Source organism: Dehalogenimonas sp. 4OHTPN (assembly GCF_040448695.1).
In the GTDB taxonomy this organism is placed as follows: Bacteria; Chloroflexota; Dehalococcoidia; order Dehalococcoidales; family Dehalococcoidaceae; genus Dehalogenimonas.
Genome location: NZ_CP159307.1, coordinates 362,713 through 378,109 on the forward strand (window position 1 = coordinate 362,713; position 15,397 = coordinate 378,109).

Below are 15,397 nucleotides of genomic sequence, written 5' to 3' on the forward strand. Positions count from 1 at the left end.
TTTGGTTAGGATCCCTCACTCTCGTACAAGCCTTTGGCTTTGTTCTGCTGCACAATCTTGTAGAATTCGGCGTTGACGTCGGCGCCGTTCTCCTTGAGCACCCGCTCAGTCATTTCCACGGCGTGCGACAGGTCCAGAAACTCATGCAGCCATTTGTTATGGTCGTCGGGGTTCTTCTTATAGGCCGTAGCGAACTCGGAGTATTCCTCGGCGATCTTGGTGAACTGGTGTTCCGGAGTAAACTTGCCGCGGACGCGGGGGAATTTGAAGACCTCCTTGACGGCACCGAAATGGCGCTGGAAGATATATTTATCCACATACCAAAAGACCGATGCTAAAATGAGCTGGTTCAGCAGGAAAGCCGGGAAGGTGGGTATGCCCAGCCTGTCGGCTATAATGACCTGCATGATAGCCCCGGCGATGCCGGACAGCAAGATCCAGCGCCCGAAGACGTAAACGAACCATTCCCGGGAAAACATCCAGTTATACCTCTCCTTCTTATCCTAAAATAAAAACCGCCTGAGCCAAAAAGCCCAGGCGGTCGGCAGTCATTAACATCGCGCTCCATGTGGTGCACTCCACTTCCGCCAGTCGCACGATGAATTAATCAATTGTAATTACTATAAGTTTAGATACGGTGGGCTGTCAACCAGCTTTGCCGAAGCGAATATCGATATCTTTTGACATAACACCTCCCTTAAGGGACAATTGAAACTTAATCCAGATCAATGTGGATCAAGCTGTTGAAGGAGAAAAACATGGCTCGTGTTACAGTTACCGGCAAGAACAAGGGCGATATCCTGTTATTTGCCCTGTCCACCTGTGTCTGGTGCGGTAAGACCAAGAAACTATTAGACGATCTGGGGGTCGCCTATACATATGAGTATGTTGATCTGTTGACCGGCGGCGAACGGGACGCGGCTGTTCAAGAATTGAGCAAGTGGAATCCCTCCAAGTCTTTCCCGACTCTCGTTTTCAATAATGATAAAACCATCGTCGGCTTCCGGGAGGCGGAGATCAAAGAGGCGTTGAAATGACCGAGAAACCTGGCACCAGGGCGGTTGACCGGCTGTATGAAACGCTCGACGCGGATGCGCGGCAGGGAGGCTACAACCTGAACCCTGAAGCCGAGTTCACGCGTTCGCTAGTTGAGGGCTTACTAACTAATACCGCCCGTTACGGCTACCAGGCCTGTCCCTGCCGACTAGCCTCCGGGGAACGCGCCCAAGACCTGGATATAATCTGCCCCTGCGACTACCGGGACCCTGATCTGAACGATTATGGCGCCTGTTTTTGTGCCCTGTACGTCTCCGCCGAGGTGCTACAGGGCAAGCGGAAGCTTGGGTCGGTGCCTGAAAGGAGAGGCAAATTGGTTGAAAAAAAGGAAGATATAACCGGTTGTGGAGCCCTCATCAAACTTTCTCAGCCGGTATGGCGCTGCAAAGTTTGCGGCTACCTGTGCGGCCGGGAGGAACCGCCGGAGGTCTGCCCGATTTGCAAAGCGTCCAAAGAACGGTTCGAGCGCTTCGTATAAACGTCACTCAACACGGTGAAAGCTTCAGTCCGGCACTAGGATTTAGATTCTTTCCGCAGCCGGGTTGCTTCTCTTTCGATTTCACGCCTTTCCCAATCAGTCTTTCGGTCAAAAACCCAGACGCCCAAAAAATGGAAAATCAAGCCGATTCCCCAGCCGAACAGAGGCCAGATAAACCATGGATAGCCCCCAGGGTCGGTCATCAACCAGATGGCCACCAGGGCGGCATTTACAACGATGTAGGTAAGCAGATGGACGAAAAAGCCCTTTTTCTCTTCGACCCGTTTTCTTGCCTGCTCGTATATTTCCCTCTCGGAACTATCTTCAGACATAGTAGCCCCTTTCGATGCGCCGATGGATGTATTGTAGCACTCCGCTGGCGGGTTTCAAGCCTCTGAGCCAACTATTTTGCTTACATGAGGTTGTACAAAATATGAGAAATCGGCCCAACATTAAGTTGATCATTGCCTTTTTGGCGGCGCTTGCGGTGAGTCTGTTGCCTGGCTGTAACCTTTTGATCGACCCGTTCCAGCGGGATCTCAACAATGCCCGGTCAAAGTGGAGCGCCGCTGGCATCAGCGATTACGAATACCATCTGCGCGTAGCTTGCTTCTGCCCACCAAATATTGTTTCCCCGGTGGTTGTGAAGGTTGCAAACGACGTAAATATAGGCGTGGAGTACTCCAAAGAGCCGAAGGAGGTTACCAATGACTTCTTCAAACCTCTGGATACCATCGATGAACTCTTTGAGATCATCCAGAAAGCCATAGACGACAGGGTTGCCAGCCTTGATGTCGAGTACCATTCTACCTTCGGTTATCCTGTTTCCATCTCCATAGACCGCATTAAAGAAGCCATAGACGACGAGATCGCCTATTTTGTGGAGGCGTTTTACCCTGCTTCGTAGTACAAGTTCACTTGTGTTACCACAACAATCTCATCGAGGTTGCGCCATCGAACAGCCTAATCATCCGGATTCAATTGAAGCCCGTGTTGAGGCCCTCCGCCTCGACCTATCCCTCAAAAACCAGAAGCGCCTGCGTCTGGATATGGTTCTGCGTATTGCGCGCCGCCTGAATTCTCTTTCTGCCGGATGTGAAAAATGCCTTAGCCACCAGACAGGAATTGATTCGTTGGTCGAGAGTTTGGGATCTTATGAGGACTGGCAACTCAGCGACTGGAACTCCTACTACCGCTCGCTTGATTCCATTATGAAGCATCTCAAAGGCGTCCACCATTTGGTTGAGGAGGGCGATCAGATGGCGTGGGGAGCTGCCATCGGCGTCGCAATCGGTGCCGTGGCTGGGGCGGCTATCAATAACATCGGTCCAGGTGTCGGAGTAGGCATAGCCCTGGGAGCGGGTGCCGGTATGATTTACGACACTATCGCTCACAAGCAAGATCGGGTAATCTGAGTATTCTTTACACCCTTCGCCTCTATGCGTATAATGGCGTTTAATCACTTCGTCAACGGTACAAAGAGGTTGACTATGCTGAAACACGAAGTCCTTAAAATCCTCGAAAGCGACGCGCGTACCACTCCAGAACAGATTGCCCGCATGACCGGCGGCTTGCTCGACGAGGTCAAGCAAGTTATCAGGGACGCTGAGTCAGACCGGACCATCGTCCGCTATAAAACAGTCGTCAATTGGGAAAAAGTCTCCAATGACCGTGTCGAGGCCATCATCGAGGTCAAGGTAACCCCCCAGCGCGATACCGGTTTTGATGCTATAGCTAAGCATATCTATAACTTCCCGGAAGCCCGCACGGTATATCTCATGTCCGGTACCTATGACTTGGCGGTTCTGGTCACAGGTAAAACGATGCACCAGGTGGCCGATTTCGTCTCCCAGAAACTGGCTCAGATTGACGGCGTCCAGGGTACCACCACTCATTTCATGCTCAAGCGCTATAAAGAAGATGGTGAAGTACTAGCTGGCGCCGAGGAGATCCAGCGCCAGCAGGTAGTCCTTTAATACCTTCTTTTTTTGCCGGCACACTCAAATCTTTAGCTCGCTAAACTAAAAAATGCTATGACTATTGAATCCAAAGCCGACCGTTCATTGACCTCACGGCGGGTTGAAGCCATCAAGCCCTCTGGCATCCGGAAGTTCTTTGACCTTTTAGCCGGGATGGAGGGCGCCATTTCCTTAGGTGTTGGCGAACCTGATTTCGCCACTCCGTGGCATATCCGCGAGGCCGCGATCTATGCCCTGGAGCACGGCCGGACCATGTACACTTCAAATGCTGGTACGCCTGAACTGCGGAGGGAGATCGCTTCTTATCTGAGCCGTACCCACAACCTTGACTACAACCCGTTGTCTGAAGTTGTCGTTACCGTCGGTGTTTCAGAAGCCCTTGACCTGGCGGCTCGGGCAATTCTCGATCCCGGCGATGAGGTTTTACTTCCCGATCCCTGCTATGTTTCATACCCGTCATGCGTTACCCTAGCCGGTGGAGTGCCGGTCCCGGTGCCCACCTTTGAGAGCCAGTCATTTGAACTCAACCCTGCCGACGTCGCCCGTGCCATCACGCCCCGGACCCGCGCCATTCTTCTCGGATATCCGGCCAATCCCACCGGCGCCGTCATGCCAGCCGACAAACTGTCGGAGATCGCCATACTTGCCGAACGGCATAACCTCATTGTCATCTCTGATGAGATTTATAACCGCTTGACCTACGGCGTCACTGCGCCGTCTTTCGCAAGCCTGCCCGGTATGAAAGAGCGCACCGTCGTCCTCAATGGCGTGTCGAAATGTTACTCCATGACCGGCTGGCGAATCGGTTACGCCGCCGGGCCTAAAGAAATCGTCGCGGGGATGACCAAGATTCACCAGTACACCATGCTATGCGCCTCATCGATGGGACAGGCCGCTGCCGTCGAGGCGTTAAAAAACGGCGAGGACGATATCACCGCTATGGTCGACGACTATAACCGCCGCCGTATGGTCATGGTCTCCGGTTTCAACTCGCTGGGTCTATCCTGCTTCGATCCACGCGGCGCTTTTTATGCCTTCCCCTCGGTCAAGTCCACCGGCCTGTCCTCGGATGAGTTCGCTGAACGGCTTCTGAAAGAGGAAAAGGTGGCCGTAGTTCCCGGCACGGCCTTCGGAGAACAGGGCGAAGGTTACCTCCGCTGCTGCTACGCAACTGCCATGTCCCAAATTGAGGAAGCTTTGGAACGCATTCAGCGCTTTCTCAACCGGTTGTAAGACTCGATCTGCCGCCCCGACTTCTTCTTCCACTCTGAATAAGCGGGACTAAACCAAAGCGATCGCTTTCCGTTTGGTCAATTCTGTTATCACCCCGTTAGTAAAAGAATATAATTGGTTTTTACGTCAGATGGATCACTCTTAAAAGAAATTATTTCCCGCCACGCTAAAAACGGCAAAGCACATCCCATAGCCAGCCTGGGCATTCAAATTTTGCGAGGCGGGTGGGGGTGCAGCAGCACCGAACTCACGATGCCGGACAATCCCAGGGCTCCCATGCCGATGCTGAACAGGAGGAATGGCCGAAGGGCGTTTTCGATGACTCCGGGCAGCCAGAACTCAACCGCTGACGGTATACCGGAGGTAATTATCGAACCCGGGTTGAGCATCGAGTTGGTCACCATTACGCCGACAAAGCCAACCAATCCGAAGATGAAAAATACGATGCCGGCAAAGTGCAGCGTTTTGTGGGCTTTCCGGTAAATCAGGAAAGCCAACGCCACCAGTATAATCATAAACAGCCCGAGACTGTAAAAAGCCAGCCAGTAATAAACCAGGTTTTGTTTAGCCCGGTCAATCTCAATTTTGATTTCCACCAGACCGTCGGTCAGGCTCTGGGGCGCCCCTTCGAAAAAAGTGTTGTCGATCTCAATAGCCGCCGGAAGATCCGGGATCAATTCAAAGAAGAAAAAATTGTTAAATTCAGCCAGACGCTGTTCGGGGGTTGCTCCGGCCAGTTCCGGAGGCGGGAATCGGGTATATACATCGTAGAGGGTATTGTACATGACAATTGCCGGTTCCAGGAGAGGCACTGATATCTGAAGAGTTGGGCTCATTTGGAGGAGGTAGTCGTGTACCGGCGGTACCACTCTGCGGAGCGTTTGTTTGAACCAGGGATCGAGTGCCAGCATGGCATCGTCGACGTAATCGGCAAGATAGCTGAAAGTCGGATTGAGTTCGGTCCCAATCTTGCGCTTGACCATTTCTTCGGCCAGATCCGGCCAGTCGATCTTGTCGGCCAGGGAATAAAACAACTCCGGGTCGAGAATGGTCTCGCCGATGACCACGTTGAGGTCGAGGGTTTCGGTGCGGCCGAGAATATAGTCGTAAAGCCGGTCGACCGCCTCGCCGATGGCAGCCTTGAGTTCTTCCGAATAATTCGGCAATTCGCCGTCTAAAAACTCTCGCAGTGCATCCGGAACATCGTTGCCGGCTGAAATCTCCAGGATAGAGTCCTTGATGATAGCGGCGACATCCAGGTCTTCGATCTGACGGTTAACGAAGGTTGGACTCAGGGCGGTGAAATTGAAGGTCAATCCGGCACCGAACAGCATGATAGAGAAAAATAATAGTATACCGATCAGTGTCAGGGCGAGGCCTTTGAGGAAGCCCATGATGCTCCAATGCCGGTTATTAGACTTAATTATCAGGGGCGCGCTTGTGATAAGTCAAGCGCCGGAAGCCAGATCTAGCCCCGGTCGGTCAGGCGGTAGAGTGCCTGGTAAGAGGCGCCGAAGTCCGGGTTTGCCGCTTCCAATTTAGACTTCAAGTCGGCCATGCGGCTGGCAAACTCATCGCGGCGGCCGTCTTTGACCAGGCTCGCCCAGTCCTCGGCCTTATCGGCGAAAAGGCTTTCTATCTCCGGCAGGTGCGGCAGGTTGAGCTGCAGCGAGGCGTACAGCGCCGGGTCTTCTGAAAGGACACTCTCCACCAGGGTCAGGAGCGCCTTGTAGGTGATGCCGGAAGCGCCGGCCATTTCGGTGAGCCTGTCCAGGCTGACCAGGGCGTCTGCGGTGACGATGGCGATGAAGTGGGCCAGGCCGAGAGAGATGGCCATCAGCCGGTCATGTTCCTCCGGGGAGGTGAGGCGCACCCGGGCGCCGCGGCCGGTCAACCAATGCGATACCCTCCGCGCCAACTCGCTTTCGGCATCACTGGTAGGGGTGAGGATGAAGTTCTGGCCGGCAAGCCCCTTGGCGCCGGGGCCGAAGACGGGGTGGGCGCCGAGGATGAGCGAATGCGGGAAATGGCGGTGCATTGCCGCCACCGGTCCGGTCTTGACCGAAGTCAGGTCAAAAACCTTCTGGCCGGGCTTGACGTGAGGTGCCAGGCCGCCGCAGACGAAATCGAATGAATCGATAGGTACCGAGATGATGACGGCATCGGCCCCGGTGACCGCATTAAGTCGGTCCGCCGCCTCGACGCCGAGTTGGGCGGCGGCCAGGGCCAGCCTGTCCTTATGGCGGCCGATAATAGTAACCTGGTGACCTTCGCTTTTCAGCAGGCGGGCGAACCAGGCGCCCATTTTGCCGTAGCCGCCGACGATAGCGATGTTCTTGGGTCCGATATCTACCATCGACTATTTTCCTTCAGCCCGAGCCCTGGGGTAAGATCCCAGAATCTTGATGAACAGTGTCTGGTCCTCCAGCGCCGGCAGGGCGGCTTTGAAGCTCTCGTCCTCCCGGTGGCCTTCGAAGTCCAGGTAGAAGTTGTACTCCCAGGCTTTTTTGCGGGTGGGGCGGCTCTCGATCTTGGTCAGGTTGATCTTCCGCTCGGCCAGAATGCGCAGGAACTCGTACAGAGCGCCCGGCCGGTGCTTTACGGCGAAAACTACCGAGGTTTTGTCGTTGCCCGATGGCGGGGCGTCGCACCTGGCCAGAGCGAAGAAGCGGGTGAAGTTCTGGGGGTTGTCCATGATGTCACGAGCCAGGATTTTCATGCCGTAGATAGCCGCCGCCCGTTCCGAAGCCACCGCGGCGGCGTCGCAAACGCCCTGCTCCTTGATGAGTTTGACCGCGCCGGCGGTGTCGTAAGTAGGCTGAAGCTCGAATTTGAGCTGGCGCAGGAAGTGGCCGCATTGGCCCAGCGCCTGCGGGTGCGAATAGACGCGCCGGATACCGTCAAGAGTGGCGCCGGGGTTGCCGATGAGGCAATGGTTGACCCTCAGGTGATGCTCGCCGGAAACCATCAGGCTGTGCTCCAGCATCAGGTCATAGGAGCGTGAGATGCTGCCCTCGATGGAATTTTCGATGGGGATCATGCCGTACTGAACCCGGCCGCTTTCGACTTCGGCGAAGACTGCCTCAAGCGACTCGCAAGAGCGGGTCACCGCCCGAGGACCGAAAAAGGCCAGAGCGGCAGCCTCCGAATAAGCGCCTGGCTCACCCTGAAAGGCGGCGGACACCGATTGGCGCTCACGGGCCAGCTTGATGATGCGCTCGTAGATTTCGGCAGCCTCAGCCGCGGTCATGCCGGCACCAGCAGCCAGGCTTATTGCCCGATCAATGACCTGGCGCTCGCGTCCGGCGTCCAGGGTCGGCGCGGCGCCGGCGGCTTTTTCCCGGCCGATGGCTTCGGCGGTGGACAGCCGTTCAGCCAGCAGTTTAATGATGTTTTCATCAAGTGTATCGACGTGTTTTCTCAGGTCATCGAGGCTCATCTTAAAACCCTCTCGATCTTTCCGTGACGGAGGGCGAAATCAGCCAGCACCACCGCGGTCATAGCCTCCGCCACCGCCACCGCCCGCGGGACGATACAGGTGTCGTGGCGGCCGCCGACGGCTACCGTTGTCGGTTCCAGGTTGTCCAGGTCAACGCTGCGCTGGAGTTTGCCGATGGAAGGCGTCGGTTTGACCGCCAGGCGAGCCACCAACGGCATGCCGGAGGAAATGCCGCCCAGAATGCCACCGTGGTTGTTGGTTGTTGTGATCACCCTGCCGCTCTTCACATCAAAGGCGTCGTTATCTTCAGAGCCCTTGAGTCGAGCCGCGGCGAAGCCGGCGCCGAATTCGACGCCCTTGACCGCGGGAATAGCCAAATAGGCTTTAGCCAGGCAGCCTTCAAGGGTGTCGAAGACCGGTTCGCCCAGACCGACAGGCAGACCCTCTGCCCGTGCCTCGATAATACCGCCGAGGGAATCGCCGTCCCGGCTGGCGGCCTTGATAGCCTCGATCATTTTTACCGCCGCGGCCGGGTCGGCGCAGGAGACCTCATTGCCCGCCATCCTCTCCCGAATAGACTCGATGTCCTGGGGCGGCGCGGCCTTTATTCCGCCGATCTCGACGGCGTGGGCTGTGACCTCGATGCCGATGGTGGACAGCAGCTTTTTAGCCACCGCTCCCGCCATGACGAAGCCGGCGGTGATGCGGCCGGAGAACCTGCCCGAGCCTCGCCAGTCGTTGAAACCACCGTATTTCTCATACGCGGTGAAGTCGGCATGGCCGGGTCTGAGGACGTTCTTAATCTTCTCGTAGGCGGATGAATCGATATCGCGGTTCCAGATGGCCAGGCAGATGGGCGCGCCGGTGGTAAAGCCGTTGAAGACGCCGGAGAAAACTTCCACCTTGTCGGTCTCGCGGCGGCCGGTGGCCAGCGGCCGGCCGCGGGAACTCTTGCGTTTATCAACTTCGCGCTGGATGTCCTCGACGCCGATCGGCAGCCCGGCCGGGCAGCCGTCCACGACGATGCCGATGCAGTCGCCGTGGCTTTCGCCGAAGGAAGTAATGCGGAACATTTCGCCCAGAGAGTTATTCAATAATCATCGCCTCAATTCTATTATAGCAGTCAGCTATCAGCCGTCAGATGCCCTTCATCCTTTTTATTATAGCGGCCAGCGATCAGGTTTCAGCCGCCACACCATCCTCCGGGTTTATCGCCGGCATAAAAAACGACTGGAACGATTGGGTCGGTCGATGGCGCCGGCTTCTTTGAATCAGGATTTGTTTTTCGTCTTTCATTCATAAGAAATTTACGGTAACGATTCTGGCATATTACGTACGAACTAAACGCGAGATTCGTTTTCCAAACGGGACTCGTTTTGCCGTGGAGCCGGGATCTCAACCACCGGAACCAACATCATATCTGGGCTGGGGAGGCGGCGGTCACGTTGAGTCCCGCCCGTGCCCGTTATCTATTTGCCCTCCGGCAGGGGGAAGAATCAGGAAGTTATTATAGCACACCAGTTCATAATGATTGTCAAGCGACTTTTGTCGTTTTTCCAGCGATATTTCGGGCCCAACCAGTGTGACGGCACTGCCTATTCTATTTGGAGATCCACCTTTCCCCCGGCATTCCTGAAATCCTCCCAGAAGCCGGGATAGGTTTTATTGACGCATTCTGCGCCGAGGACCACCATATCCCCACAAGCGGCGCCGAGCATGGCGAAAGCCATGGCGACGCGGTGATCGTCGCAGCTGTCGACGACGGCGCCATGCGGCAAGCCGCCGGTGACGGTCATGCAGTCTGTCCCTTCGACGACAGCGATGCCCGTTCGCTTCAAATTTCCGGCCACGGTGCTGATCCGGTCCGATTCCTTGAGGCGGGCCCGTCCCAGTCCGGTAATGACGCTGGTGCCTTCAGCCGCGGCAGCCAGGCAGGCAACGGTGGGCAGCAGATCAATAGCCTCGTTCAGGTCAACGTCGATGGCTTTGAGGCGCGACCGGCTGACGGTTATTGTCTTGCTATCCGTGGATATGGCCGCCCCCATGCGCCGCAGGCAGTGCAGTATGAAACGGTCGGCCTGGAGGCTGGCCTCACTCAGCCCTGAGACGTTTACCTGTCCGGCCAGGGCGCCCAGCCCAAGGAAGTAGGAGGCGCTGGACCAGTCGCCTTCGACGGTGTAATCCGCCGGGCGGTACTCCTGGCGGGAAACGCGGAACCCGGTCAATTCGGCGTTTGGTGTCACCTCGATGCCGAAGCGCCTCAGGCAGTCAAGGGTCATGCGCAGATAATCCTTCGATTCGGCCGGCGTCGTCAGCCTGATCTCCAGACCTGCCTCGGCAAGCGGCGCAGCCAGCAGCAGACCGGAGACGAACTGGGAACTGACGTTGCCGGGCAACGTGACGGCGTTTGATTTAAACCTGCCGCCAGTGCCTTGAATGGTAAAATAGTTGTCGGCCAACTTTGAGGCGACGCCGAGCTGTGAGAAGGCTTCGAAAAGGGGTGCCATCGGCCGGCGCGCCAAACCGGGAGCGAAGGTGATCCGGCTGACGCCTTCGAGGGCGGCGCACACCGGCGCCAGGAAGCGCAGGGTGGCGGCAGACTGGCGGCAGTCCAGCTTCTGATGAGGCGGTTCAAGGTTGCCGCCGGCGACTGTCCAGGCATTTGCACCGCGTTCGATGCCGGCACCGAGACGGGACAGGACATCCGCCGCCGCTTCAGAATCGTCGGCTGCCAGGGGATTCCTGATCACGCTTCGACCGCCGGCCATGGCTGCGGCGAACAGGGCGCGGATGGTGTAACTTTTGGACGGCGGGGCGGCGACGGCACCGCCGGCGAAGCCTTTACCGATTACGGCTTTCATCGATCCCCAATTTCTCAATAATCTCGTTGATGACGGCGGCGAAGGGACGGCGGCCAGTTCTCACGGTGATGCCGGCAGCGGTCTCGTACAACGAGCGCCGCGCCTCGTGAAGTTCCTCGATGATGCGGTCGCGGTCGGGGCGGTCGAGGAGCGGCCGCTTGCGGCTCCGGGCAAGTCGGTCCTGGAGAACTTCGACCTCGGTTTCCAAATACACGAGGGTGGCTGACGTTTTCAAACGTTCGACGTTGAACGGACGAAGTACGGCGCCGCCGCCCAGGGCGATGACCGCATTCTTCGCTGATCGGCTGACCTCCTCGATGACCGCTTCTTCCAGGTCGCGGAAGCCGGACTCTCCCATCTCTTTGAAGATTTCCGGAATCGTCTTCCCGGCGCGCTGCTCGATTAGCTGGTCGAGTTCGATAAACTCGCGGCCCAGCCGCCGGGCTAATCTCTGGCCGGCGGTCGATTTGCCGGAACCCATGAAGCCGATGAGAGCGATATTGCGGTTCATGACAGCGCCCCGGCCGCCGCCCGGCTCATAACGTCGCGCGGCGCGGGTTGGCCGGCCCACAACTCGAAGGCTAGGGCACCCTGCTCAACCAGCATTTCCAGCCCGCCGATGGTCCGGCAGCCCGCGGCTTCAGCGTCCCGCAGCAGCCGTGTCTGCTGCGGGCGGTAGACAATATCGAAAACGATAAGTCCCCGCCGCAGGAATTTGGCCGGCAACGGGGTCGCCTCATTTTCCGGAGGCAGGCCGACGGACGTGGCGTTGACTACCAGAGAGGCGCCGGCCAGGGCTTCCGAAAAACCGGCATCGGTCATCGGTAGAGCGGCTGCACCGGTATCGGCCGCCAGCGAAGCCGCGGTCTTCGGCGTCCGGTTGACGATAACGACCGACGCGCCGGCGGCCCGCAGGGCGAAGGCGACGGCGCGGGCGGCACCGCCGGCTCCGATGACGACGGTTTTTTTGCCGTTCGGCTCAAAGCCACTGCGTTTCAGAACGGCGAGGAAACCCGGGGCATCGGTGTTGTGGCCGGTCAGCCTGCCGCCGTCATTTAAGATGACATTAACCGCGCCGATGCGGCGGGCCTGGTCCTCGATTCTATCAAGGAACGGCATCACCGCCGTTTTGTGGGGTATGGTGACATTGGCGCCGCGAATTCCCAGGCCCCGCAGCCCGGCGACGGCGCCGCCGATGGCCACGGCGGGCACCGGGAAGGCCAGGTAGACGTAGTTCAAACCGGCAGCCGCGAAGGCGGCGTTTTGCATCGCCGGTGATACCGAATGAACCACCGGGTCGCCGAGGAGGGCGATCAGCCTGGTGTTTGAATCAATCATATCTGGAGCAGCCGATAAATTTCGTCGAACCGGGCGGCGGAGAGCTGCCCCGGGGCCGATTCCTTGCCACCAAGCAGGGAAGCGTAGGCGAACTCCGCGCCGGCAAGCGGCGCTAGAACCCGGCTCAAGACCCCGGCCGGCCCCATGGCGAAAGCGATTATTTTCCGGCCAGGAAACTTTGCGTATAATTTCAGCAGTTTTAAATTATCATCCAACGAGGCTGCGGTGGTGACGACTTTGCAGATGTCGGCTCCTGCGGCAATCTGCCGCTCGATTATGATCTCAAGTTCCTCAAGCGGCGGCGTGGCAGCGAAATCGTGGTGGGACACCAGGCACCGGGCTTTCTTCTTGACCGCTCCGACAAGGATGTCGAGGCCCGGCGCGGCGAGTTCAACGTCCACAATGGCGGCGCTCAGGCTGAGCGCCTTCAGAAGCTCCGACTGCCGGTCGGTCTCGCCGCCATCCCAGCGGCCGCCCTCGGCGCGGGGACGGTTGGTGGCGATCCAGGGTTTGGTCAGGGTGTGGGCGACCGCCGGCCAAGTTTGGCCAACAAGATCGATCCGCAGTTCGAAGAGGTCGACTAGCGGCTCGGCCGCGGCGATCGCCCGGGCCTCGTCTTCGGCAATGACGCCGCAGATTTTAGGTCTCATGCGGAAAGCGCCTCAACGGCTATCCCGGGATCGATATCGTCTCTAATCACGGTACTGCCGATGCCGTCCGGCAGGACAAACTTGAGTTTACCGTTCGAGATTTTCTTATCATGGAGCATTGCTGCAATGAGTGCTTCAGGTTGTTTAACGGGAATGGTGACCGGCAAGCCGGCGGCGGCGATGAGACTGGTAATCCGAATGACATGAGGTTCGGCCAGGAGTCCCATCCGGTTAGCCACTTTAGCCGCGGCCGCCATACCCAGGGCAACTGCGGTGCCGTGTTTGACCCGGAAATTGGAGACGGCTTCTATGGCGTGGCCGAGGGTGTGCCCAAAATTAAGGATCTGCCGCTCGCCGTAATCATGCTCATCCCGCTCAACCACCGCCGCTTTCACCCGGGCTGCCCGGCCGACGATATGGGTGAGCGTTCCGATATTTTTGGCTAATACTTCAGGTATATTGTGCTCCAGATAGGCGAATAACTCCGGGTCTTTGATGACGGCGCATTTAATGACTTCGGCCAGGCCGTTTTGGATTTCAGCCAGCGGCAGGGTTTGAAGCAGCCGGGTGTCGGCGGCCACCAGCCTGGGCTGGTAGAAGACGCCAGCCATGTTCTTGAGTTTGCCGACGTTGACCGCCACCTTGCCGCCGATGCTGCTGTCAACCTGTGCCAGAAGCGTCGTCGGCACCTGAACGAAAGGTACGCCGCGCTGGTAGGTGGCGGCGACGAAGCCGGTCAGGTCGCCGATCACCCCGCCGCCAAAGGCCAGCAGCGGCGTTCCGCGCTCGGCATGCCGTCTGGCCAGGCTTTCGTAGAGCTTGCCGGCAGTCGCCAGCGACTTGCAGCCCTCACCGTCCGGAATAACGATGAGTTCCGGTTCCAGACCGGCTGAGCGCAGTGCTTCGGTCAAGAGCCCGCCGTGCAGGCCGGCTACGACCCGGTTGGTCACCGCCATCAGCCGGCCGCTCAGGCTCAGGCTTTGCATCAGGGCCGGCAGTTCGGTTAACAGCCCTTCCCCGATGCGGATGGGGTAGCTTCGATCGGCCAGGTTGACGTCAATCTGCGTTTTCATGGCCTTATTTTAAAGCAATCATCCTCAACTGTCGCGCGGCGGCGATAATTTCTTTAAGCTCCGACGGCTGGATCATCTGAGAGGCATCGCACCGGGCGTCCTCCGGCCGGTCGTGGACCTCAATCATCAGCCCCGCGGCGCCAGCGGCGATCGAGGCCAGGCTCATCGAACGGATGAGGTCGCGGCGGCCGGTGGCATGGCTGGGATCGACGATAATGGGCAGGAAGGTCTCTTTCTGGACCACCGGTACCGCCGCCAGGTCGAGCATGTAACGGGTGTAATTCTTACCCTTGCCCATAGGCACGATGCCGCGTTCGCACAAGATGATGTCCTTGTTGCCCTCGGCGGCGATATACTCGGCGAAGCATAAAAACTCCTCGACCGAAGCGCCGAAGTGGCGTTTGAACATTACCGGCAACTTTTTGCGGGCGGCGGTTTGCAGCAGGTCCTGGTCGTACATATTGCGGGCGCCGATCTGGATGATATCGACGAATTCGGCGACCAGGTCCACCTGCGCTTCGCCGCGGACCTCGGTGACTACCGGCATACCGAACGTCCTGCCGGCTTCCCGCAGCCAGGTAAGCGCCTCGATGGCCTCGTCATGCCCGGCCGAGCCCAGACCCTGGAAGGAATGGACTGAGGAGCGGGGTTTGAAGACGCCGCCGCGCAAAATGTGGGCCCCGGCGCCTTTGCACTGTTCGGCGATGCGGAACAGGTCGTCCCGGTTTTCGACGGCGCACGGTCCGGCGATGAACACCGGCTCCGGCGCGCCGAACTGGACGTCGCCGACCTTGACGACGCGGGTGCCGGTCTCGCCGTAGGCGCTGGAATATTCGCGGTTGATCAGTTTATAGGGCGCCTGGATCATCCTGGCCTCCTTCACTCCGGGCAAGGCTGCCAGGTGGGTAAAGTCGACCCTGGTCTCATCGCCGATAAGGCCGATGATAGTCAGGTACTGGCCGCGTGAGACATCGGTGCGCAGGCCGGCTCTAGCCACTTCGTCAACGGCATGCTGGATCTGCTGCTCCGTGGCGTCCTTTTTCATAATGATCACTGTTGGCTTTGCTCCCTTCTATTGACCCCTTAAACTAAAAAATCCTCCGTTGGGAGGATTTGCTGCCTGGACTATGCGGTCTAAGTGCTCTTATGCAGAAACGCCGAACCTCCCCGACGTGCCCTGCAGGCACCAGGTAAAGTAATAGGCGTAATAAAAACGAACCATTGGCAAGAACGATAACATCCTGAGGGCGGCTTGTCAAGAAACGACGAAGGGAGCTTTTACGGCTCCCT

Annotated in this window: 18 protein-coding genes and 1 riboswitch; of the genes, 6 read left to right on the forward strand and 12 right to left on the reverse strand. The window is 57.9% G+C overall.

What is annotated here, in order from left to right:
- Positions 1 to 5: 5 nt before the first annotated feature.
- A complete protein-coding gene (locus tag ABV300_RS01910) occupies positions 6 to 479 on the reverse strand; it encodes a hypothetical protein (RefSeq protein WP_353714874.1) in 474 nt (157 codons plus the stop codon).
- Positions 480 to 524: 45 nt separating this feature from the next.
- A riboswitch (ZMP/ZTP riboswitch) is annotated at positions 525 to 605 on the reverse strand.
- A gap of 153 nt (positions 606 to 758) precedes the next feature.
- Between ABV300_RS01910 and ABV300_RS01915 the strand changes: the two genes are divergently transcribed.
- Positions 759 to 1,037 (forward strand): glutaredoxin family protein, encoded by a 279-nt coding sequence (locus tag ABV300_RS01915; protein WP_353714875.1) that lies wholly within the window; start codon positions 759 to 761, stop codon positions 1,035 to 1,037.
- Positions 1,034 to 1,534, forward strand: a complete 501-nt coding sequence (locus ABV300_RS01920) for a ferredoxin-thioredoxin reductase catalytic domain-containing protein (protein ID WP_353714876.1) — start codon at positions 1,034 to 1,036, stop codon at positions 1,532 to 1,534. Before ABV300_RS01915 ends, ABV300_RS01920 begins: the two co-directional genes overlap by 4 nt.
- A gap of 35 nt (positions 1,535 to 1,569) precedes the next feature.
- Here ABV300_RS01920 and ABV300_RS01925 read toward each other — a convergent pair whose 3' ends face one another.
- Positions 1,570 to 1,866: a 2TM domain-containing protein gene (locus ABV300_RS01925; RefSeq protein ID WP_353714877.1), complete on the reverse strand. Its 297-nt coding sequence runs from the start codon at positions 1,864 to 1,866 to the stop codon at positions 1,570 to 1,572.
- Positions 1,867 to 1,967: 101 nt separating this feature from the next.
- Between ABV300_RS01925 and ABV300_RS01930 the strand changes: the two genes are divergently transcribed.
- The 4 genes from ABV300_RS01930 (at position 1,968) to ABV300_RS01945 (ending at position 4,746) form a co-directional block, all read left to right on the forward strand.
- Positions 1,968 to 2,441 carry a DUF6174 domain-containing protein gene (locus ABV300_RS01930; protein WP_353714878.1) on the forward strand — a complete coding sequence of 158 codons (474 nt, stop codon included), beginning with the start codon at positions 1,968 to 1,970 and terminating at the stop codon, positions 2,439 to 2,441.
- A gap of 226 nt (positions 2,442 to 2,667) precedes the next feature.
- The gene (locus ABV300_RS01935) at positions 2,668 to 2,949 is read left to right on the forward strand and encodes a hypothetical protein (protein WP_353714879.1); all 282 of its coding nucleotides are present in this window, start codon (positions 2,668 to 2,670) and stop codon (positions 2,947 to 2,949) included.
- A 75-nt stretch (positions 2,950 to 3,024) separates the two neighbouring features.
- Positions 3,025 to 3,510, forward strand: coding sequence for an Lrp/AsnC family transcriptional regulator (locus ABV300_RS01940; RefSeq protein ID WP_353714880.1), 486 nt, complete (start codon positions 3,025 to 3,027; stop codon positions 3,508 to 3,510).
- Between the two features lie 57 nt (positions 3,511 to 3,567).
- Positions 3,568 to 4,746 (forward strand): aminotransferase class I/II-fold pyridoxal phosphate-dependent enzyme, encoded by a 1,179-nt coding sequence (locus tag ABV300_RS01945; protein WP_353714881.1) that lies wholly within the window; start codon positions 3,568 to 3,570, stop codon positions 4,744 to 4,746.
- A gap of 206 nt (positions 4,747 to 4,952) precedes the next feature.
- Here ABV300_RS01945 and ABV300_RS01950 read toward each other — a convergent pair whose 3' ends face one another.
- The 10 genes from ABV300_RS01950 to aroF all read right to left on the reverse strand — a co-directional run bounded on the left by ABV300_RS01950 (position 4,953) and on the right by aroF (position 15,152).
- Positions 4,953 to 6,140: a hypothetical protein gene (locus ABV300_RS01950; protein WP_353714882.1), complete on the reverse strand. Its 1,188-nt coding sequence runs from the start codon at positions 6,138 to 6,140 to the stop codon at positions 4,953 to 4,955.
- Between the two features lie 74 nt (positions 6,141 to 6,214).
- On the reverse strand, positions 6,215 to 7,102 hold the full coding sequence (locus ABV300_RS01955; protein ID WP_353714883.1) for a prephenate dehydrogenase: 888 nt from the start codon (positions 7,100 to 7,102) through the stop codon (positions 6,215 to 6,217).
- Positions 7,103 to 7,105: 3 nt separating this feature from the next.
- Positions 7,106 to 8,185, reverse strand: a complete 1,080-nt coding sequence (gene pheA, locus ABV300_RS01960) for a prephenate dehydratase (protein ID WP_353714884.1) — start codon at positions 8,183 to 8,185, stop codon at positions 7,106 to 7,108.
- Positions 8,182 to 9,279 (reverse strand): chorismate synthase, encoded by a 1,098-nt coding sequence (gene aroC / locus ABV300_RS01965; RefSeq protein WP_353714885.1) that lies wholly within the window; start codon positions 9,277 to 9,279, stop codon positions 8,182 to 8,184. Before aroC ends, pheA begins: the two co-directional genes overlap by 4 nt.
- 501 nt (positions 9,280 to 9,780) lie before the next feature.
- Complete coding sequence (gene aroA, locus ABV300_RS01970) at positions 9,781 to 11,046, reverse strand: 3-phosphoshikimate 1-carboxyvinyltransferase (protein ID WP_353714886.1); 1,266 nt, start codon at positions 11,044 to 11,046, stop codon at positions 9,781 to 9,783.
- Complete coding sequence (locus tag ABV300_RS01975; protein WP_353714887.1) at positions 11,027 to 11,557, reverse strand: shikimate kinase; 531 nt, start codon at positions 11,555 to 11,557, stop codon at positions 11,027 to 11,029. The genes aroA and ABV300_RS01975 overlap by 20 nt, the downstream gene beginning before the upstream one ends.
- Positions 11,554 to 12,384, reverse strand: coding sequence for a shikimate dehydrogenase (locus ABV300_RS01980; RefSeq protein WP_353714888.1), 831 nt, complete (start codon positions 12,382 to 12,384; stop codon positions 11,554 to 11,556). The genes ABV300_RS01975 and ABV300_RS01980 overlap by 4 nt, the downstream gene beginning before the upstream one ends.
- Complete coding sequence (locus ABV300_RS01985; RefSeq protein ID WP_353714889.1) at positions 12,381 to 13,034, reverse strand: type I 3-dehydroquinate dehydratase; 654 nt, start codon at positions 13,032 to 13,034, stop codon at positions 12,381 to 12,383. Before ABV300_RS01985 ends, ABV300_RS01980 begins: the two co-directional genes overlap by 4 nt.
- Positions 13,031 to 14,107, reverse strand: a complete 1,077-nt coding sequence (gene aroB / locus ABV300_RS01990; RefSeq protein ID WP_353714890.1) for a 3-dehydroquinate synthase — start codon at positions 14,105 to 14,107, stop codon at positions 13,031 to 13,033. The genes ABV300_RS01985 and aroB overlap by 4 nt, the downstream gene beginning before the upstream one ends.
- A gap of 4 nt (positions 14,108 to 14,111) precedes the next feature.
- Positions 14,112 to 15,152, reverse strand: coding sequence for a 3-deoxy-7-phosphoheptulonate synthase (gene aroF, locus ABV300_RS01995; RefSeq protein WP_353714891.1), 1,041 nt, complete (start codon positions 15,150 to 15,152; stop codon positions 14,112 to 14,114).
- Between the last annotated feature and the right edge of the window lie 245 nt (positions 15,153 to 15,397).